This window comes from Mesorhizobium sp. M7A.F.Ca.US.006.01.1.1 (assembly GCF_003997935.1).
Lineage (GTDB): Bacteria > Pseudomonadota > Alphaproteobacteria > Rhizobiales > Rhizobiaceae > Mesorhizobium.
Genome location: NZ_RZQL01000154.1, coordinates 1 through 17,412 on the forward strand (window position 1 = coordinate 1; position 17,412 = coordinate 17,412).

Consider the following 17,412-nt stretch of genomic DNA (forward strand, 5'->3'; position numbering starts at 1 on the left):
GTCGCATGACAACCGTTCCTGCGGCCTGCGTGTGCCGGCCGGCGGCCGTGCCGCGCGACGGGTGGAGAACCGGCTGCCGGGGGCGGATTCCAATCCTTATCTGGCAATCGCCGGTTCGCTTCTCGCCGGCTATCTCGGCGTCGAACAGAAACTGGCGCGCTCGCCCGAAGCGTCGGGCAATGCCTACAAGATCAAGAGCACGCTGCCGAAAACCATGGAGGAGGCGCTCGACCGTTTCGAGGCTTGCGGCCCGGTGCGTGAACTGCTGGGCGAGGATTTCTTCCAGACTTATCTGCGCGTCAAGAGCGTCGAACTCGACCTGTTCCAGGGGGTGGTGACGAGCTGGGAACGCGACCACCTTCTGCTGAAGGTGTGATCATGGCTTCCAGTTCAACGGGTTTCAATTCGGGCCTCGATATCGCCAAATCCTATTATGTCGCCACGGTCAATCCGGCGCCGGACCATCCGGCGCTGGTCGGCGATGTTGAAGCTGATCTGGTGGTCGTCGGCGGCGGCTGCACCGGCCTGTCGGCCGCCCTTCACGCCGCCGAGCGCGGCCTGAAGGTGGTGCTGCTCGAAGGCGGCAAGATCGGCTGGGGCGCTTCGGGGCGCAATGGCGGCCAGATGATCCCCGGCCTGCGCAAGGGTGCCAAGGGTCTGGTCAAACTCTACGGGCCCGAGCGAGCGAAGGCGCTGTTCGATCTTGCCTTCGAAGCACGCGGGCTGGTGCTCGACATCATCGAGCGCCACGCCATCGATTGCGATCTCAGGCTGACCGGCCATCTGGTCGGTGCGGTCAACGGCTCCGACCTTAGGGATCTCGAGGAAGAGGCCGAGTGCCTGGCCACGGTGATGAAGTTCCCCCATGCGGAAATCCTGTCGGCTGCTGAAGCTCGAGCCAAGGTCGACACATCATACCATGGCGCGATGTACGAGCCGCTCGGCGGCCACATGCATCCGCTGAACTACACGCTCGGCCTTGCCCGCGCCGCGGTTGCTGCGGGCGTCACCATCCATGAGAATTCGGTGGCCGTGCGGCTGGAGCGCGAGCCTTCGATTCGGGTCTCGACGGCAAAGGGATCGGTGCGCGCCAAACATGTCGTGCTGGCGGGTGACGCTCTGCTCAATGGGCTGGAGCCGCGCGTCAACAGCCGCATCATGCCGGTCGGCAACTACATCGTCGCCACCGAGCCGCTGGAGGGCAAGCGCAATGTCATCCCGGCCAATGTCGCGGTGTCGGATACGCGCTTCGTCGTCAACTACTACCGCATGTCGGCGGACGGCCGCCTGCTGTTCGGCGGCGGCGAGCGCTACACGCCGTCACCGCCGGCCGATATCGCCGGCTTCGTGCGGCCGCACATGGAAGCCACCTTTCCGCAGCTCAAGGGCTGCCGCATCGATCACGCCTGGGGTGGGCTGGTGTCGGTGACGACATCCAGGCTGCCGCATGTCGGGCACTATGGCGAGGTGTATTTCGCGCATGGCTATTCCGGCAAGGGCGTCATCCTGTCGACGCTGTCCGGCAAGCTGCTGGCTGAAGCAATCACCGGCGATGCCTCACGGCTCGATTTGTTCTCGACGCTGACGCCGATGCCGTTCCCCGGCGGCACGGCGCTGCGCGGCCCGCTCTATGTGCTGGGCATGCTGTGGTACGCGATGCGGGATCGCATCAAGCATTGAAGAGCGTTCGTCAGTTGGGCCATCGCGTATGAGATGCCCCCTCATCCGGCCGCTTCGCGGCCACCTTCTCCCCGAGGGGAGAAGAGGCTGCCATCAACGCTGGCGATCTCCTCTCCCCTCGGGGAGAGGTCGGATTGTCCCGAATTGCCCTTTGCAATTCGGTTGGCAATCCGGGTGAGGGGGCACTTGCTCATGTGCGACTGCTAAACCACAAAAAAATCCTCGATGCGCTGCCTGGCCTCCAGCAGCACCGGCAGGATCTCCCGCTCCATCTCCGCGACCGAAAACCGCGCCGATTGCGTCGATACGTTAATGGCCGCGACCGTGCGCTCTGCCCGGTCGCGGATCGGCACGGCGATCGAGCGCAGGCCGAGCTCCAGTTCCTCATCGACGATGGCAAAGCCGTCCGCTTTCGCCTTGTCGATGGCGCCGGCCAACAGTCTGCTATCGGTGATGGTCTTCGGCGTCCGTCTCTCGATCGTCGCCTGGCCGAGGAATGCGTCCAATTCCTGGGGCGTCAGACCAGCAAGCAGGATGCGCCCCATCGAGGTGCAATAGGCGGGCAGCCTGGTGCCGACATCGAGCGATACGCTGAGGATGCGACGGCCGGGAATGCGGGCGACATAGACGACATCGGCACCCGACAGGATCGCCGCCGAGCAGGCCTCGTTCAACTGCGCCGCCACAGCCTGCATGATGGGCGCGGCGAAGGCCCACAGCGAGGCGCCGCCGAGCCATGTGCGGGCAACCGTCAGCAGGCGCGGCGACAGCGAGAACACGCGGCCGGCTTGCGTTGCATAGCCGGTGGCGGTGAGCGTCAGCAGGAAGCGGCGTGCGCCGGCGCGCGTCAGGCCGGCTTCCTCGGCCATTTCGGTCAGCGTCATACCCGAGGGGTGGCGGGCCAGGATCTCCATGACGGCAAGGCCGCGCTCGAGCGAGCCGACATGATCACGGGAAGCGGCTTCTTCGTCCATCTCAACTCGCGGAACGGCATCGGCGTCAGGATTGACTCCTCACCCTCGCTCAACGTAGAAAGTATCGCATACAAAACATATGTTCGCAATACGAACTTTCTGCAAACCCGGAGCCGATGCGATGGTCAAGTTCCTGCCGCTCAAACAGGCCGTTGCGGAGAATTTGAACGATGGTGACAGCGTTGCCTTCGAGGGCTTCACCCATCTGATCCCGACGGCGGCGGCGCATGAGGCGATCCGTCAGGGGTTTCACGACCTGACCCTGATCCGCATGACGCCGGACCTGATCTACGACCAGATGATCGGCATGGGCATGGCGAAGAAGATTGTCTTCTCCTATGTCGGCAATCCCGGCGTCGGCCTGCTGCGGCGCGCCCGTGATGCGATCGAGAACGGTTTTCCGCGCCCGCTCGAAATCGAGGAGCACAGCCATGCCGGCATGGCCAATGCCTATGAGGCGGGCGCGGCCGGTCTGCCTTGCGCGGTGTTTCGCGGCTATCGCGGCGCAGGCCTCGCGACGGTCAATCCGAACATCAAGTCGGTGACCTGTCCGTTCACCGGCGAGGTGCTGGCGGCTGTCCCCTCGATCCGGCCTGACGTCACCTTCATCCATGCGCAGAAGGCCGACAGGAAAGGCAATGTGCTGGTCGAAGGCATCATCGGCATCCAGAAGGAAGCCGTGCTGGCGGCCAAGCGCGCGGTGGTGACGGTCGAGGAAGTGGTCGACAATTTCGACGATCTGCACCCCAATCTGACCGTGCTGCCGCGCTGGACGATCGCGGCGATATCGGTGGTGCCGGGCGGCTCGCATCCGTCCTACGCGCATGGCTACTATGCGCGCGACAATGCCGCCTATCTGGAATGGGACGAGATCGCCGCCGACCGCGAGAAATTCCAGGCGTGGATGCAGGCCAATGTCATGGAGAAGAGTGCCGGCGATTTCGAGGCCCGTGTAGAGCATTTGAGGAAAGCGGCATGAGCGGCAATTCTTTAGGCTTCACCCCCAATGAGATGATGACGATCGCCGCCAGTCGCGCGCTGCGCAATGACGATGTCTGCTTCGTCGGCATCGGCGCCCCGTCCGCTGCCTGCAATGTGGCGCGGCTGACGCATGCACCTGACATCACCTTGATCTATGAGAGCGGCACGATCGGCACCGCGCCTGACGTGCTGCCGCTGTCGATCGGCGACGGCGAATTGTGCGAAACGGCGGTCACCACAGTCGCGGTGCCTGAGATGTTCCGCTACTGGCTGCAGGGCGGCCGCATCTCGATCGGCTTCCTCGGGGCGGCGCAACTCGACAGGTTCGGCAACATCAACACCACGGTCATCGGCGACTATTTTCACCCCAAGACCCGGCTGCCCGGCGGCGGCGGTGCGCCGGAGATTGCGACGTCGTCGAAGGAGATCCACATCACCATGGCGCAGACCAAGCGCGGCATGGTCGAGAAGATCGACTTCTTCACCTCCTTCGGCCATGGCGAGGGTGGCGATCATCGCAAACGGCTTGGTATCGACACGGCAGGCCCGACCTTGCTGATCACCGATCTTGCCATCTGGAAGCCGGACCCGGTGAGCAAGGAATTCACCGTCGTGTCGCTGCACCCGGGCGTCACGCGCCAGCAGGTGCAGGAGAGCTGTGGCTGGGTGGTAAAGTTCGCGGAGGCGCTTGACGAAACACCGGCGCCAAGCGAACTCGAATTGAAGACATTGCGCGACCTGCAGGCCCGCACCAAGGCGGCGCATGAGGGAACCGGAAAAGCAAAGGCTGCATGACATGGCCGAGGCCTATATCTGCGACTACATCCGCACGCCGATCGGCCGCTTCGGCGGTTCGCTGTCTTCGGTGCGATCAGACGATCTCGGCGCGATACCGCTGAGGGCGTTGGCCGAGCGCAATCCCGGTGTCAACTGGCAGGCGATCGACGATGTCGTCTATGGCTGCGCCAACCAGGCCGGCGAGGACAACCGCAACGTGGCGCGCATGGCGCTGCTGCTGGCAGGCTTGCCGAAGGAGATTCCAGGCTCGACGGTCAATCGTCTGTGCGGCTCCGGCATGGATGCGCTGACCATCGCAGCCAGGGCCATCAAGGCCGGCGAGGCGGAGCTGATGGTCGCGGGCGGCGTCGAATCGATGAGCCGGGCGCCCTTCGTCATGCCCAAGGCCGACACGGCGTTCTCGCGCAATGCCGAGATTTACGACACCACCATCGGCTGGCGCTTCGTCAACCCCTTGATGAAGAAGCAGTATGGCGTCGATTCGATGCCGGAGACCGGTGAGAATGTCGCGGAAGAGTTCGCCATCTCCCGCGCGGACCAGGATGCTTTTGCCGTGCGCAGCCAGGACAAGGCGGTGGCGGCGCAAGCCAATGGCCGGCTGGCGAAGGAAATCACAGAGGTGACGATCCCGCAGCGCAAGGGCGATCCGGTGGTCGTCTCGAAGGATGAGCATCCGCGCGGGGGCTCTACGGTCGAGGCGTTGGCCAGGCTGCCGACGCCGTTCCGCCAGGGAGGCACGGTGACGGCCGGCAATGCCTCCGGCGTCAATGATGGGGCTGCTGCGCTGATCGTTGCCTCGGATGCCGCCGTGAAGAAATATGGCCTGACCCCGATCGCCCGCATCCTCGGCGGTGCTGCCGCCGGCGTGGCGCCACGCATCATGGGCATCGGCCCGGTGCCGGCGACGCAAAAACTCTGCGCGCGGCTCGGGCTGACGCCAAGACAGTTCGATGTCATCGAGCTCAACGAAGCCTTTGCCTCGCAAGGCATCGCTGTGCTGCGCCAGCTCGGCATTGCCGAGGATGCGGAACACGTCAACCCGAATGGCGGCGCCATCGCGCTCGGCCATCCCCTGGGCATGTCGGGCGCCCGCATATCCGGCACGGTGGCGCTGGAGCTTCGCGAGCGTGGCGGCCGGTATGCGCTGGCAACCATGTGCATCGGCGTCGGCCAGGGCATCGCGATCGCGCTGGAACGGGTCTGATCGGCAAACCTTCTTGGCCGGCTAACTTCGAGAATCCGGTGCGGTCAAATTTGACCACGTGGACAAAAGTCCGGACCCGTTCCATAGTTCCTCGTCTGATTTTTAGAACAGCCGGCTCGACACGGCTGTCGAACAGAGGGGAATGCAATGGAAAACCGGAAGAACAGATTTCAATCCGCGCGCGAAGGGCTTTCGCGACGCAATGTGCTGGAGCTGGGCGCGTTTGGCCTGGCTGCGGCGATGCTGCCGGGCGCTGCCTTCGGCAAGGACAAGAAGCTGAAGGTGGCGGCGATCTTCGCTACGCCGATCGAGGAGCCGTGGGACAACCAGATCCATGTCGCCTTGCAGAAGGCCGAGAAGGAACTTGGCATCGAGTACAAATGGTCTGAAAAGGTGCAGACCGCCGATTTCAGCCGTGTCATGCGCGAATATGCGCAAGGCGGCTACCAGCTGGTGCTGGGCGATGCCTTCGCCGCCGAGCGTGAATCGCGCCGCACCGCCAAGCAGTTCCCGAAGACCGCCTTCCTGTTCGGCTCCGGCGCCGGACCGGCGGAACCGAACTTCGGCGTTTTCGACAACTGGATCCACGAGCCGGCCTATCTCTCCGGCATGATCGCCGGCAAGATGTCGAAGTCGGGCACGATCGGCGCCGTCGCCGCGATGGGCATTCCGGAAGTCAACCGGCTGGTCAACGCCTTCTTCGCCGGCGCCAAGGAGGTCAATCCCAACATCAAGAAGAAGGTCGCCTTCATCGGTTCCTTCTTCGATCCGCCCAAGGCCAAGGAAGCCGCCGTCGCGCAGATCGACGCCGGTGTCGATGTCATCTATGCTGAGCGTTTCGGTGTCATCGAAGCGGCGGTCGATAAGAAGATCCTTGCCATCTCCAACATGTCCGACCAGTCGAGCCTCGGCCCGGATACGGTCATCACCGGCCCGGTCTGGGACATGTATCCGACGGTCGAACAGGCGATCAAACTGGTCAAGGCCGGCGTCTTCACCGCGCAGGACTATGGCGACTTCTCGCGCATGGCCAAGGGCGGCTCGCATCTGGCGCCCTACCACAAGTTCGACAAGACGCTGCCGGCTGACGTGAAGGAGCTTGTCGAGAAGAAGAAGGCCGAGATTCTCGAAGGCAATTTCCGGGTGGATGTGGACGAGAACACGCCGGTTTCGGATTGATTTCTTCACCCTCCCCCTTGTGGGGAGGGTCGATCCGCGAAGCGGAGCGGGGTGGGGGTCTAGGCTCGGCGCAGCACCCCCACCCCGTCTCACGATCTTCGCTTCGCTGCGATCGTAAGCCGACCCTCCCCACAGGGGGGAGGGTGAAGAGCCTCCGCAGGAGCACCCTTGCCCGCCCCCCTCATCGAAATGCGCGGCATCACCAAGAGCTTCGGCGCCGTCAAGGCGAACGAGGCCGTTGATCTCAGCGTCGCGCCCGGCGAAATCTTGGGGCTGCTGGGCGAGAACGGCGCCGGCAAGACGACGCTGATGAATGTGCTGTTCGGTGCCTATGCGCCCGACGCCGGCGAGATTCTCATCCAGGGCAAGCCGGTGCGGATCGCAAGTTCCGCCGATGCGCTGGCCGCCGGCATCGGCATGGTGCACCAGCATTTTCATCTGGCACCAAGGCTGACAGTGCTGGAGAACCTGCTCATAGGCATTCCCGGCAAGACAGGGCGGATCGACCGCGCCGGCGGGCTGGCGCGGCTGGCCGAGATCGGCCGCCAGCATGGACTGACGCTTGACCCGGCCCTGCCGGTCTCGGCGCTGTCGGTCGGTGAGCAGCAGCGGCTCGAAATTGTCAAGGCGCTGTTTCGTGGCGCGAGGCTCTTGATCCTCGACGAGCCGACGGCCGTGCTGGCGCCGAGCGAGGTCGATGGGCTGTTTTCGGCGTTGCGGTCGATGGCGGCGCAAGGTCTCGGCATCATCTTCATCTCGCACAAGCTCAACGAAGTGCGGGCGCTGACGCATCGTTGCACGGTGCTGCGGCATGGCCGCGTCGCCGGCCGGGTCGATGATCCCGCCAACACGACGTCGTCCGCAATGGCGCAACTGATGTGCGGCCACGAGATCATGCCGCCGGCGCGGGGACCATCGGCGCCAGGCGCTGCTGTGCTGACCCTCGACGGTATTTCCACCTCACGACATTCCGGCACGCCGCTGCGTGACGTATCGCTTGCCGTCCGTGCCGGCGAAATCCTCGGCATTGCCGGGGTGTCGGGCAATGGCCAGCGGGCGCTGGCGGAGGTGATCTCCGGGACATTTGTGCCGGATGCCGGCCGGATGACGATTGCCGGCAGCAAGGTCACTCGGTTTTCGCCGCGCGAGGTGCAGGCGCTCGGACTTGGCCGCATCCCGGAAGACCGCATGACGACGGGGCTGGTCACCAACCTGCCGCTGGCCGACTCGATGGTGCTGCCGCGCATCGGCACCGCAGCGTTCAGCAGCAGGGGCCTGCTGAAGCCGGATGCGATCCGCGCCTTCGCGGAGGCGCAGATCAAGGCCTATGATATCAGGTGCCCCGGGCCGATGACCCGCGCGGGAGCGCTGTCCGGCGGCAATCTGCAGAAGGCGCTGCTGGCGCGCGAACTCGCCTTCGACCCGAAGGTTCTGATCGTTTCGCAGCCGACCCGCGGGCTCGATATCGGCGCCGCGCGCTTCATCCACGAAAAATTCCTCGACATGCGGACCAAGGGCTGCGGCATTGTCGTCATTGGCGAGGATCTCGAAGAGCTGCTGGTGCTCTGCGACCGCATCGCGGTGATGTATGAGGGCCGCGTCGTCGGCACGCTGGACAGCGCCGATGCGACGATTGCACGGCTCGGCCTGATGATGACCGGGGCGGAGGGGCATAGCTGATGTTTCGCCTGGAAGTCCGCACCTCTACGCCGGCCTGGTTCAACCTCGCTTTGCCGCTGCTGGCGATCGGCGCCACGCTTGTGCTGTGCAGCGGCCTGATCGCGCTGGCCGGCGCCGGCGTGCTCGAAGCCTACGGCGTGATGTTCACGGCCTCGCTGGGCGACAGCTATGCGATCACCGAAACGATGGTGCGTGCAACACCGATGATCTTCACCGGACTGGCAGTCGCGGTCGCCTTCCGGGCAAAATTCTGGAACATCGGCGCCGAAGGGCAATTGCTTGCCGGCGCGGTGGCCAGCTGCTTTGTCGGCGCCATTCCAATGCCGGGACCGCTCGCCATGGTGTTGATGGCGGCCGCAGGCGCTGCGGCCGGGGCCACGGTCGCGCTGGTGCCGGCGACGCTCAGAGTAAAATTCAAGGTCGACGATGTCGTCAGTTCGCTGCTGCTCAACTCGGTCATCTACTACGCGCTGATGGCGCTGATCGAAGGACCGTGGAAGGACTCCTTCAGCGGCTATCCGATCTCGCCGCCGATCGAGGATTCGGCTAATTTTCCGGTGTTGCTCGAAGGCACGCGGCTGCATCTCGGCGTTATCGTGGCGCTGCTGGCGGCACCGCTGATCTGGTTCCTGATCGTGCGCACAACGCTCGGCTTCAGGATAAGGGTCACCGGCGAAAACCCGGAAGCCGCGCGCTACGGCGGCATCCATGTCGGGCGGGTGCTGATCTCGACGGCGCTGCTGTCCGGCGCGCTGGCCGGGTTGGCCGGCGTCGGCGAGGTCGGCGGTGTGCATTTCCAAGTGATGAGCGATATCTCGCCGGGCTACGGCTATTCAGGCATCGTCGTTGCCATGCTGGCCCGGCTCAATCCGCTTGGCGTGGTGCCGGCGGCGATCTTCCTGGCCGCCGTGATGACCGGCGCCGAGGCGATGTCGCGGGCGACCGGCGTGCCGGCCTTCCTCAGCGACGTCATCCAGGGCACCGCACTGCTCGCCATGCTGGTGGCGCTGCTGTTCACCGCCTATCGCATCCGCCGCGTCGGGGTTGCCCGATGAGCGCGGTGTTCGAGCAGATCTTTCAGGTCGGCTTCCTGGCCGCGATCATCCGCATCGCCACGCCGCTGGCTTTTGCAACGCTGGGCGAGATGTTCTCGGAACGGGCCGGCGTGCTCAATCTCGGCATCGAAGGCATCATGCTGTTGTCGGCGATGACAGGCTTCACCGCTGCCAGCCTCAGCGGCAGCCTGTGGCTCGGCGTGCTGGCAGCGGTGCTCACCGGCATGCTGATGGGCGCGCTGCATGCGTTGTTTACGGTGGTGCTCGGCCTTAGCCAGCATGTCTGCGGTATCGGCGTGACGCTGTTCTCGTCGGGCCTTGCCTATTTCCTCTACCGGCTGATCTTCGGCCAGCAGTCTGTGCCGCCCAACATCAAGGGTTTTCAGACGCTGCCGATCCCCCTCCTCTCCGACATTCCGGTGCTCGGGCCGGCGGTGTTCAATCAGTTCGCGCTGGTCTACATGGCGATCCTGGCCATTCCGTTGGCCGCTTTCATACTCTACCGCACGCCATGGGGCCTGTCGGTGCGCATGGTCGGTGAAAATCCGCGTGCCGCGGATTCGGCCGGTGTCAGTGTCATCGCCACACGCTTCCAGGCGGTTGTCCTCGGCGGCGCGCTGATGGGGCTGGCCGGTGCCTTCCTGTCTATGGCGCAGTTCAACGCCTTCACCTTCGGCGTCGTCTCCGGGCGCGGCTGGGTGGCGATCGCGCTGGTCGTGTTCGGCCGCTGGGATCCATGGCGCTCGGCGGGTGCGGCACTGCTGTTCGCCTTCGTCGATGCCTTGCAACTGCGCATGCAGGCGAGCGGGCTCGGGCATATCCCTTACGAGGCGTTCCTGATGCTGCCGTTTATCTTCACCATCGTCGCCATGGCGGTGATGTCGCGCAACGCGGTGGCACCGTCGGCGCTGCTCAAGCCGTTTCGAAGGGAAGAGCGGTAGACGAGCAAGGGTTTTTCCTCTCCCTCCGGAGGGGGGAGAGGTGGCGCTGCGAAGCAGCGACGGAGTGGGGGAACCACCTGGCAACCGCCGCCAACAGATATTGAAAGGCGCAAGAACCTTCCTGTACCGCGCCAAGGGTCGACCCCCACTCCGTGAGCTGCGCTCGACACCTCTCCCCCGATCGACGGGGTAGAGGGGCGCCAAGCTGCGTCACATCGCCGTGAAACCATTATCGACGAACAGATGCGTGCCGTTGACGAAGCTCGACTCGTCGCTGGCCAGGTAGAGAGCCGCCCTGGCCACCTCTTCCGGCTCGCCGATGCGGCCCTGCTGCGCGGCCAATGCTGCATCCGAGACGTCGACGCCGAGCCTGCCGAGGTCGGCGACCTCGCGCAGGCCGTGCGGCGTGCGGATGAAGCCGGGGCAGACCGCGTTGCAGCGGATGTTGCGGTCGCGGAACTCGACGGCGATGGCGCGCGCGAACATGTGGCAGGCGCCCTTGGTGGTGTCGTAGAGCACTTCGTTGGGAGTCGCCGCCACCGCCGAGATCGACGAGGTGCAGACGATCGAGCCGCCGCCCGCCGCAATCATGCCGGGCAGCACAGCGCGCGTCATCAGGAACATCGAGCGCACATTGACGGCATGCAGCCAGTCCCATTCCTGGACCGTGGTCTCCAGGAAGGGCTTTATCACGATGGTGCCGGCGTGGTTGAACAGTACGGTGACCAAGCCGAGTTTTTCGACAGCACCCTTCACCGCCGCTTCGACCTGGGCTTCGTCGGAGACGTCGGCGACAAAATGCTCGGCGACATGGCCGCGTGCCCTGATTGTCGCTGCGGTTGCCGCGGCCGCCTCGCCGTTGCGGTCGATGATCGCCACCTTGGCGCCTTCGGCGGCGAACAGCTCCGAGGCCGCTCCACCCATTCCCGTCGCGCCCCCCGAAATGATGGCGACCTTGCCGGCCAGTCTTGTGCCCATTTTTCTGCCCCCTATGTGACGATTTCGCTTTGCTGGTTGGGCGATGCTACCGCGCCCGGGCCGGGCGGCCAATCCACGAATTGCGTGCAACGAGGGCAAGATCATAGGTCCATTCAGACGCGGAAGCGAAAACGGACGCGCCATAGGGATCGGCCGTCAGAGCGCGCGCTCTAAGCAAGTGCCTACCAACTTCCAGCGCCATAGGAGAAAATTATTCTATCTTTGGCCAAAAAATAGCAATCGACAAAGTCTACAAGTTTTATAGATTAACCGCCGAGACGGAGGTCGATATGTCCTATATCCAGAACGCCCAGACGGATCGTAGCGGTCAGCGGGCGGCCAATGCCCAGGCCTTTCGCCCGGCCTATGCCGGGGCTTTCGCCTATCTCGTCTTTGCCCTTGCGTTCGTGTTCACCGGGGCCGTTGTTCTGGGTCTTATTCCCTGAGTCGTCAGATCGACCGGGGTTAGCTGCCCCCACCGCTTACAGGCAATCGGAGTTGAATGAACCGAATCCTCGGCGTGCTTTCGCGCGCCCGACACCACGGAGGACATGGCAATGCCGATCGAGTTCACGCATATTCCCGGTAAAACCGCCGATGCCGCGGTTCCCTTTTTCTACGACTTTGCCGAGACCGCGACCAAGCTCGGGCTGATCGAGGATGGCGGTTTCCGCAAGATCGTCGTCGACGATTCGGCCGGACTGCTGACCAACATGGATCTTGCGGCCCAGGTGCTCGATCGCACCTCGTCGCTGGAAGTCGTGCTCACCCATTGGGCGGGCGTGGTCGAACCGACCGTGGCGGCCCGCCAACTGGCGTCGATCGACAGGAAAAGCGGCGGGCGCCTGGCGCTGAGAATGATCAGCGAGCCGTTGAGCGATGCCGACGCCGAAACACGGCCGGTCGGGCACACCGTCATCTGGCAGCGCATAGACGAATATCTGGTGCTGCTGAAGCGGCTGTGGTCGAACGACCGGCCCTTCGACCACGAAGGAACGTTCTACAGCATCAAGGGCGGCTATGTGCCGCGCAAGGGACCGCACGGCGCCGACCTGGTCATCCGCATGGGCGGGCAGTCCGGAACGGCACTCAAAGTTGCCGGCCGGCATGCCGATGTCTTTGAATTGGCGCCGGGCTCGATCGACGAGATCCGGCAATTGATGGAGCGGGTGCGCCGCTCCGCCGCCGAACATGGCCGGGCGGGCAAGCTGCGCTTCGCGCTTCCGGTCGGGATTCACCAAGGTGCTTCCGCCTCCGGCCACAAGGCGGTCGATGTTGCCGGGCCGCCAGCCCAGGCCGCCCTGTCACTGCTTGCCTATGCAGCCCTCGGGATCGATGAATTCATGATTGTCGGCGTCGACACGCCCCGCGAGATCGCAACGCTCGGCCGGGAAACGATCGCCCTGCTGCGCAATTCGCTGGCGCGTCGCGAACACGAGGCATTCCAGCCTGGGGCATATGCGTCTCGTGCAGGATTGGAGACGCGCGCAACGGGGTGAAGTCCTTCAGCCTTTTGTTGCCTCAGGCCTGTCGCCAAGCCGCGACAGGCCTTCAATGACAGCGCCCGAATCCGCCAGCGCGCCGAAGACGCCATCTTCGACCGTCACCATATGAAGCGCGGCCTCGTGGGCTTGTTTGTCGCCGCTGGCGCAAGCATCGGAAATCGTCAGGCATTGAAAGTTGCGGTCGCAGGCTTCGCGCAGCGTGGTGTGCACGCAGACATCCGTCGTGCATCCGGAAAACATCAGATGCGTGATGCCTTGCGCGCGCAGCACGTGTTCGAAATCCGTGTGGGTGAAGGCACTGTTGCAGGTCTTGTCGACGATGATGTCGTGCGGTGCCACGTCGATCTCCGGAACGATCTGGAACCCCTTGCCCGAGCGCAGCAGGATATCGGTGCCGTCGAGACCGGCACGCTTGCGGCGCCATTTTTCGTAAGGCGTCATATCGGCCATGTCGGCCCGATAGCCCTGCCTCGTGTGGATGACCCTGACGCCGGCCTTGCGCGCGGCCGCGATCAGCCGGCTCACCGTCGGCAGGATCGCCCTGAGCGGCGAGGGATCATAGCCCTGCCTGGCGAAGTAGCCCGTCGTCGACAGGAAATCCTGCTGCAGGTCGATGACAACAAGCGCGGTGTTTTCGGCCACCAGCCTGCCGTCATAGGGAAAGTCGAAGGGCGTTGCCTTGATCATCTCTGGCTCCCGGTTTTCGGCTGACACCATAGCGGCTTTGTATCAACGCGACGACACCAGATGCTGGGCGTCGTGCAGGCGCCGATAGATACCGCCGGCACGGAGCAGTTCGCTGTGCGAACCCTGCTCGACGACGCCCGACTCCGAGACGACGACGATGCGGTCGGCGCCGCGGATCGTTGCCAGCCGGTGTGCGATGACCAGCGTGGTGCGGTCCTCGGCAAGTTCGGCCATAGTTGATGATACCGCCGGGGCTTGCCTGGCCGTAGAGCACCGACGCCGGTCCGCGCAGCACTTCGTAACGCTCCGCCCCGTAGGAATCGAGCGCGGTGAACAGGGTGAAATTGCTCTCCTTGAGCTGCAGACCGTCCTTGTAGAAGACGCCGTTGGCGTTTGAAATGCCGCGCAACTGCAGGCCGAGGCCGCGATTGTCGGTGCCGTAGAGATTGCCGGTGGCGCCGGGTGTGTAGCGCAACGCGCTGTTCAGGCTGTCGACGGCCTGCGCTTCCATCTGGTCTCGGGTGATGACCGATATCGACTGCGGCGTCTCGATCAGCGGCGTGTCGGTCTTGGTGCCGGTGGAGCCCCTGGTGGCTACGTAGCCCTTGACCAGCCCGAAGGCGCCTTCGACACGCTCCTGGACGTTTATCGGATCGAGGGTAGTGGTGACCGTCTCCTGGGCCAGGGCACGGCCGCAGCCAAGCAGGGCCGGCAGCGACACCGTTGCGATCAGCAGGCGCTTCCGCGCTATCCGGTCCTGCCAAATCAGTCCATGTCCCGAAATCATCCTGTGCGCCCCTGTTTCCAGATTCCCTGCCGATATTGCCGGTCGCGACGATTTGTTGATCGTTGCAGTCATCTTCAATGTTGACTAGTAAGGTCATGTTTCATAGTCAACCGGGCATGACCCGTCGAAAGCCGGGATCTGGAAATGCGGGCGGCCGCACTGGAGAAAAGCCATGAGCATGGCTGGAATTGATGCCCAGACTGCCTTCCATATCGACGCGGTGCGCTTTGCCGTCGGCGAGCGGACGCTGCTCGGTCCGGTCTCGCTCGAACTGCAGCGCTCGCGCGTCTATGGGCTAATCGGCCACAATGGTTCGGGCAAGTCGACGCTCATCAAGCTCATGGCGCGCCAGCAGCCGGCGAGCTCAGGTGCCATCACCTTCGCCAGGCGTCCGCTGCCGCAATGGGGCGCCCGCGAATTTGCCCGCGCGCTTGCCTATCTGCCGCAGACGACACCGGCGGCGACCGGCCTGACCGTGCGCGAACTGGCGACGTTGGGGCGCTATCCCTGGCATGGCGCGCTTGGCCGTTTCCGCGCCGAGGACAGGCAGCATGTCGACGAGGCGCTGGCCCTGACCGACATGGAAGATTTCGCGGACCGGCTGGTGGACGAATTGTCGGGCGGCGAGCGCCAGCGCGCCTGGCTTGCCATGCTGGTGGCGCAGAACGCCGGCGTCATGCTGCTCGACGAGCCGATCTCGGCACTCGACATCGCCCATCAGGTCGAGGTGCTCGGGCTGGTCAAGGAGCTCAGCCGCAAACGCGACCTATGCGTTGTCGTCGTGCTGCACGATCCCAACATGGCTGCGCGCTACTGCGACGAGCTGATCGCGCTCAAGGACGGCAAGCTGCTGACGCGCGGCACGCCCGGCGAAATCATGCGCAGCGATGTGCTGAAAGGCATTTTCGGCGTGGAGATGGGTGTGTTCGCGCATCCCGTCACCGGCCAGCCTGTCGGCTATGTGCAGTGACGAGATCTGATGCGGCGGCGGGAAATAGAAGGCGGCAGGCCGCTGTGAGAACAAGGAAGAAGCTGTTGTCGAGAACTGGTTTGTTGGCGGCATTGGTCGCATCCGTCATCCTGTCGGCCGGCAGCGTGATGGCCCAGGAACAACCCGCCGGTGCCGCACCAGCAATCGAAGCCCCCACCCCGGCTGCTCCCGCAGCCCCAGCGCCGATTGCGCCGGCACCCGCCGCACCGGCAGGCGCTCCGCCGGCCATAATGGCGCCTTCGCAGCCAGGCACCCAGCCGAACACGGCCGCGCCGGCCGAGGCCGGACCTTCGACGGCGATGGAGCTGACCTTGCCGCATGACCTGTCGCCATGGGGCATGTTCATGGCGGCCGATATCGTCGTCAAGGCGGTGATGATCGGGCTGGCCTTTGCCTCCCTCGTCACCTGGACGATATGGTTGGCCAAGTCGCTGGAGCTTCTCAGTGGCAAGCTGCGCATCCGTCGCGCCGTGCGGGCGATCGGCGAGGCCGCCACGCTGAAGCAGGCCAGCCGTACTCTCGACCGCAGCGGCGGCCCGGGCGCGCTGCTGGTGCGGGCGGCCGAGGAGGAGACCGCACTCTCAGCCGGCGCGCTCGATCATGTCTCCGGCGATGGCCTCAAGGAACGGGTCACGTCGCGCCTGTCGCGCATCGAGGCGGCGGCGGCGCGGCGCATGTCGCGCGGCACCGGCGTCCTGGCGACGATCGGCTCGACCGCGCCCTTCGTCGGCCTGTTCGGCACCGTCTGGGGCATCATGAATGCCTTCATCGGCATCTCGCAGGCGCAGACCACCAATCTCGCCGTGGTCGCGCCGGGCATCGCCGAAGCGCTGCTGGCCACCGCGATGGGCCTGGTCGCGGCCATACCGGCTGTCGTTATCTACAACGCCTTTGCACGCTCGATAGCCGGCTATCGGCAGATCCTCGCCGATGCCTCGGCCGGGGTGGAACGGCTGGTCAGCCGCGACCTGGACTTCCGCACCGTCGCGCCGGCAACGCCACTGGCGGCGGAGTAGCGCCATGGGAAGCAGAATTCGACAGACCATGGATGACGATCTCGAGGAAAGCCACGAGATCAACGTCACTCCGTTCATCGATGTCATCCTGGTGCTCTTGATCATCTTCATGGTCGCGGCACCGCTGGCCACGGTGGATGTCAATGTCGACCTGCCGGGCTCGACCGCAACGCCCGCGCCGAGGCCCGAGACACCGCTGTTCCTGACGCTGAAGGACGATCTGACGCTGGCGATCGGCAATGACGGCGTGCCGCGCCCGGCTTTCGCCGCGACGCTGGACGCCAAGACCAAGGGCGACAAGCAGACGCGCATCTTCCTGCGCGCCGACAAGGCGGTCGCCTATGGCGACTTGATGGAGGCGATGAACCTGTTGCGCGGCGCCGGCTATCTGAAGGTCGCGCTGGTCGGCCTGGAGGCGGCTCCCACGTCCAATGCCCCGGCCCCCGCAGCCACTGGTGCGGCGGCGCCATGACGCAAGCGGTCGCTGTGCCCTCGGTCCAGTTGTCGCGCTTCGGTTGGCGCGACCTTGGCTTGTGGGCCGGTGCTGCCGCGCTGGTCCTTGGAGCCCATGTTGCGGTCGCCTATGCAGTGCAGAATCTCACCATGGTCACCGAAGCGGATGGCGGCCCGCCTCCGGCCCAGGTGATCGAGATGGCGCCGATGGTGGTGATGCCGGCCATGGAAGAACAGGTCGCCGCGCTGGACGCGGTGACGCCAGACCAGACCGAACCGGCACCGACGACCGAGCCGACACCTGAAGAACCGGCCGAAAAGGCGGAGCCGGTTGTCGAGCCGCCGGAAGCGGTCGTGCCCGACGAGACCGAACCCACCCAGGCCGAACCCACCCAGGCCGAAACGGCCAAACAGGTCGATCAGCCGCCGCCGGATGAGATCATCCCGGATGTTGTCGAGGCTGTCACGCCAGACGTCGTCATTCCCTTGCCGCAGCCGAAACC

16 protein-coding genes and 4 pseudogenes are annotated in these 17,412 nt (G+C 64.8%); 15 read left to right on the forward strand and 5 right to left on the reverse strand.

Annotated features, from left to right (window positions below; translation table 11 throughout):
- Both EN943_RS24090 and EN943_RS24095 read left to right on the forward strand, forming a co-directional pair.
- A pseudogene (locus EN943_RS24090) lies at window positions 1-376 on the forward strand (glutamine synthetase); the annotation flags it as partial.
- Window positions 377-378: 2 nt separating this feature from the next.
- Window positions 379-1,680, forward strand: coding sequence for an FAD-binding oxidoreductase (locus EN943_RS24095; RefSeq protein WP_127414909.1), 1,302 nt, complete (start codon window positions 379-381; stop codon window positions 1,678-1,680).
- A gap of 203 nt (window positions 1,681-1,883) precedes the next feature.
- Here the strand turns inward: EN943_RS24095 and EN943_RS24100 are convergent, their stop codons facing one another.
- Complete coding sequence (locus tag EN943_RS24100; RefSeq protein ID WP_127414910.1) at window positions 1,884-2,654, reverse strand: IclR family transcriptional regulator C-terminal domain-containing protein; 771 nt, start codon at window positions 2,652-2,654, stop codon at window positions 1,884-1,886.
- Window positions 2,655-2,775: 121 nt separating this feature from the next.
- On the opposite strand from EN943_RS24100, the gene EN943_RS24105 reads away from it, so the two are divergent.
- The 7 genes from EN943_RS24105 (at window position 2,776) to EN943_RS24135 (ending at window position 10,492) form a co-directional block, all read left to right on the forward strand.
- The gene (locus tag EN943_RS24105; protein ID WP_127414911.1) at window positions 2,776-3,633 is read left to right on the forward strand and encodes a CoA transferase subunit A; all 858 of its coding nucleotides are present in this window, start codon (window positions 2,776-2,778) and stop codon (window positions 3,631-3,633) included.
- Window positions 3,630-4,430 carry a CoA-transferase subunit beta gene (locus EN943_RS24110; RefSeq protein ID WP_127414912.1) on the forward strand — a complete coding sequence of 267 codons (801 nt, stop codon included), beginning with the start codon at window positions 3,630-3,632 and terminating at the stop codon, window positions 4,428-4,430. The genes EN943_RS24105 and EN943_RS24110 overlap by 4 nt, the downstream gene beginning before the upstream one ends.
- A 1-nt stretch (window position 4,431) precedes the next feature.
- Entirely contained in the window at window positions 4,432-5,637 is a 1,206-nt protein-coding gene (pcaF, locus tag EN943_RS24115; protein ID WP_127414923.1) for a 3-oxoadipyl-CoA thiolase, read from the forward strand.
- 147 nt (window positions 5,638-5,784) lie between these two features.
- Entirely contained in the window at window positions 5,785-6,816 is a 1,032-nt protein-coding gene (locus EN943_RS24120) for a BMP family protein (protein WP_127414913.1), read from the forward strand.
- A gap of 168 nt (window positions 6,817-6,984) precedes the next feature.
- The gene (locus EN943_RS24125; protein ID WP_127414914.1) at window positions 6,985-8,496 is read left to right on the forward strand and encodes an ABC transporter ATP-binding protein; all 1,512 of its coding nucleotides are present in this window, start codon (window positions 6,985-6,987) and stop codon (window positions 8,494-8,496) included.
- Entirely contained in the window at window positions 8,496-9,551 is a 1,056-nt protein-coding gene (locus EN943_RS24130; RefSeq protein ID WP_127414915.1) for an ABC transporter permease, read from the forward strand. Before EN943_RS24125 ends, EN943_RS24130 begins: the two co-directional genes overlap by 1 nt.
- Complete coding sequence (locus EN943_RS24135; protein WP_127414916.1) at window positions 9,548-10,492, forward strand: ABC transporter permease; 945 nt, start codon at window positions 9,548-9,550, stop codon at window positions 10,490-10,492. Before EN943_RS24130 ends, EN943_RS24135 begins: the two co-directional genes overlap by 4 nt.
- Before the next feature lie 210 nt (window positions 10,493-10,702).
- On the opposite strand, the gene EN943_RS24140 is transcribed toward EN943_RS24135, so the two are convergent.
- On the reverse strand, window positions 10,703-11,470 hold the full coding sequence (locus EN943_RS24140; protein ID WP_127414917.1) for an SDR family oxidoreductase: 768 nt from the start codon (window positions 11,468-11,470) through the stop codon (window positions 10,703-10,705).
- Between the two features lie 290 nt (window positions 11,471-11,760).
- Here EN943_RS24140 and EN943_RS24145 point away from each other — a divergent pair, with 290 nt between their 5' ends.
- Complete coding sequence (locus EN943_RS24145) at window positions 11,761-11,916, forward strand: hypothetical protein (RefSeq protein ID WP_081738744.1); 156 nt, start codon at window positions 11,761-11,763, stop codon at window positions 11,914-11,916.
- Between the two features lie 111 nt (window positions 11,917-12,027).
- Window positions 12,028-12,969: an LLM class flavin-dependent oxidoreductase gene (locus EN943_RS24150; RefSeq protein WP_127414918.1), complete on the forward strand. Its 942-nt coding sequence runs from the start codon at window positions 12,028-12,030 to the stop codon at window positions 12,967-12,969.
- A 6-nt stretch (window positions 12,970-12,975) separates the two neighbouring features.
- Here EN943_RS24150 and EN943_RS24155 read toward each other — a convergent pair whose 3' ends face one another.
- The 3 genes and pseudogenes from EN943_RS24155 to EN943_RS38990 form a co-directional block, all read right to left on the reverse strand.
- Window positions 12,976-13,662, reverse strand: coding sequence for an isochorismatase family cysteine hydrolase (locus EN943_RS24155; protein ID WP_127414919.1), 687 nt, complete (start codon window positions 13,660-13,662; stop codon window positions 12,976-12,978).
- 42 nt (window positions 13,663-13,704) lie between these two features.
- Window positions 13,705-13,908: pseudogene (locus EN943_RS38855) on the reverse strand (multidrug ABC transporter ATP-binding protein); the annotation flags it as partial.
- 55 nt (window positions 13,909-13,963) lie between these two features.
- Window positions 13,964-14,521 (reverse strand): annotated as a pseudogene (locus tag EN943_RS38990) (TonB-dependent receptor plug domain-containing protein); the annotation flags it as partial.
- Window positions 14,522-14,627: 106 nt separating this feature from the next.
- On the opposite strand from EN943_RS38990, the gene EN943_RS24170 reads away from it, so the two are divergent.
- The 4 genes and pseudogenes from EN943_RS24170 to EN943_RS24185 form a co-directional block, all read left to right on the forward strand.
- On the forward strand, window positions 14,628-15,419 hold the full coding sequence (locus EN943_RS24170) for an ATP-binding cassette domain-containing protein (RefSeq protein ID WP_164778345.1): 792 nt from the start codon (window positions 14,628-14,630) through the stop codon (window positions 15,417-15,419).
- Window positions 15,420-15,484: 65 nt separating this feature from the next.
- Window positions 15,485-16,456, forward strand: a complete 972-nt coding sequence (gene exbB / locus EN943_RS24175) for a tonB-system energizer ExbB (RefSeq protein WP_127414921.1) — start codon at window positions 15,485-15,487, stop codon at window positions 16,454-16,456.
- A gap of 4 nt (window positions 16,457-16,460) precedes the next feature.
- Window positions 16,461-16,928, forward strand: a complete 468-nt coding sequence (gene exbD, locus EN943_RS24180) for a TonB system transport protein ExbD (RefSeq protein ID WP_127414922.1) — start codon at window positions 16,461-16,463, stop codon at window positions 16,926-16,928.
- A pseudogene (locus EN943_RS24185) lies at window positions 16,925-17,412 on the forward strand (energy transducer TonB); the annotation flags it as partial. The gene exbD and the pseudogene EN943_RS24185, both read left to right, overlap by 4 nt.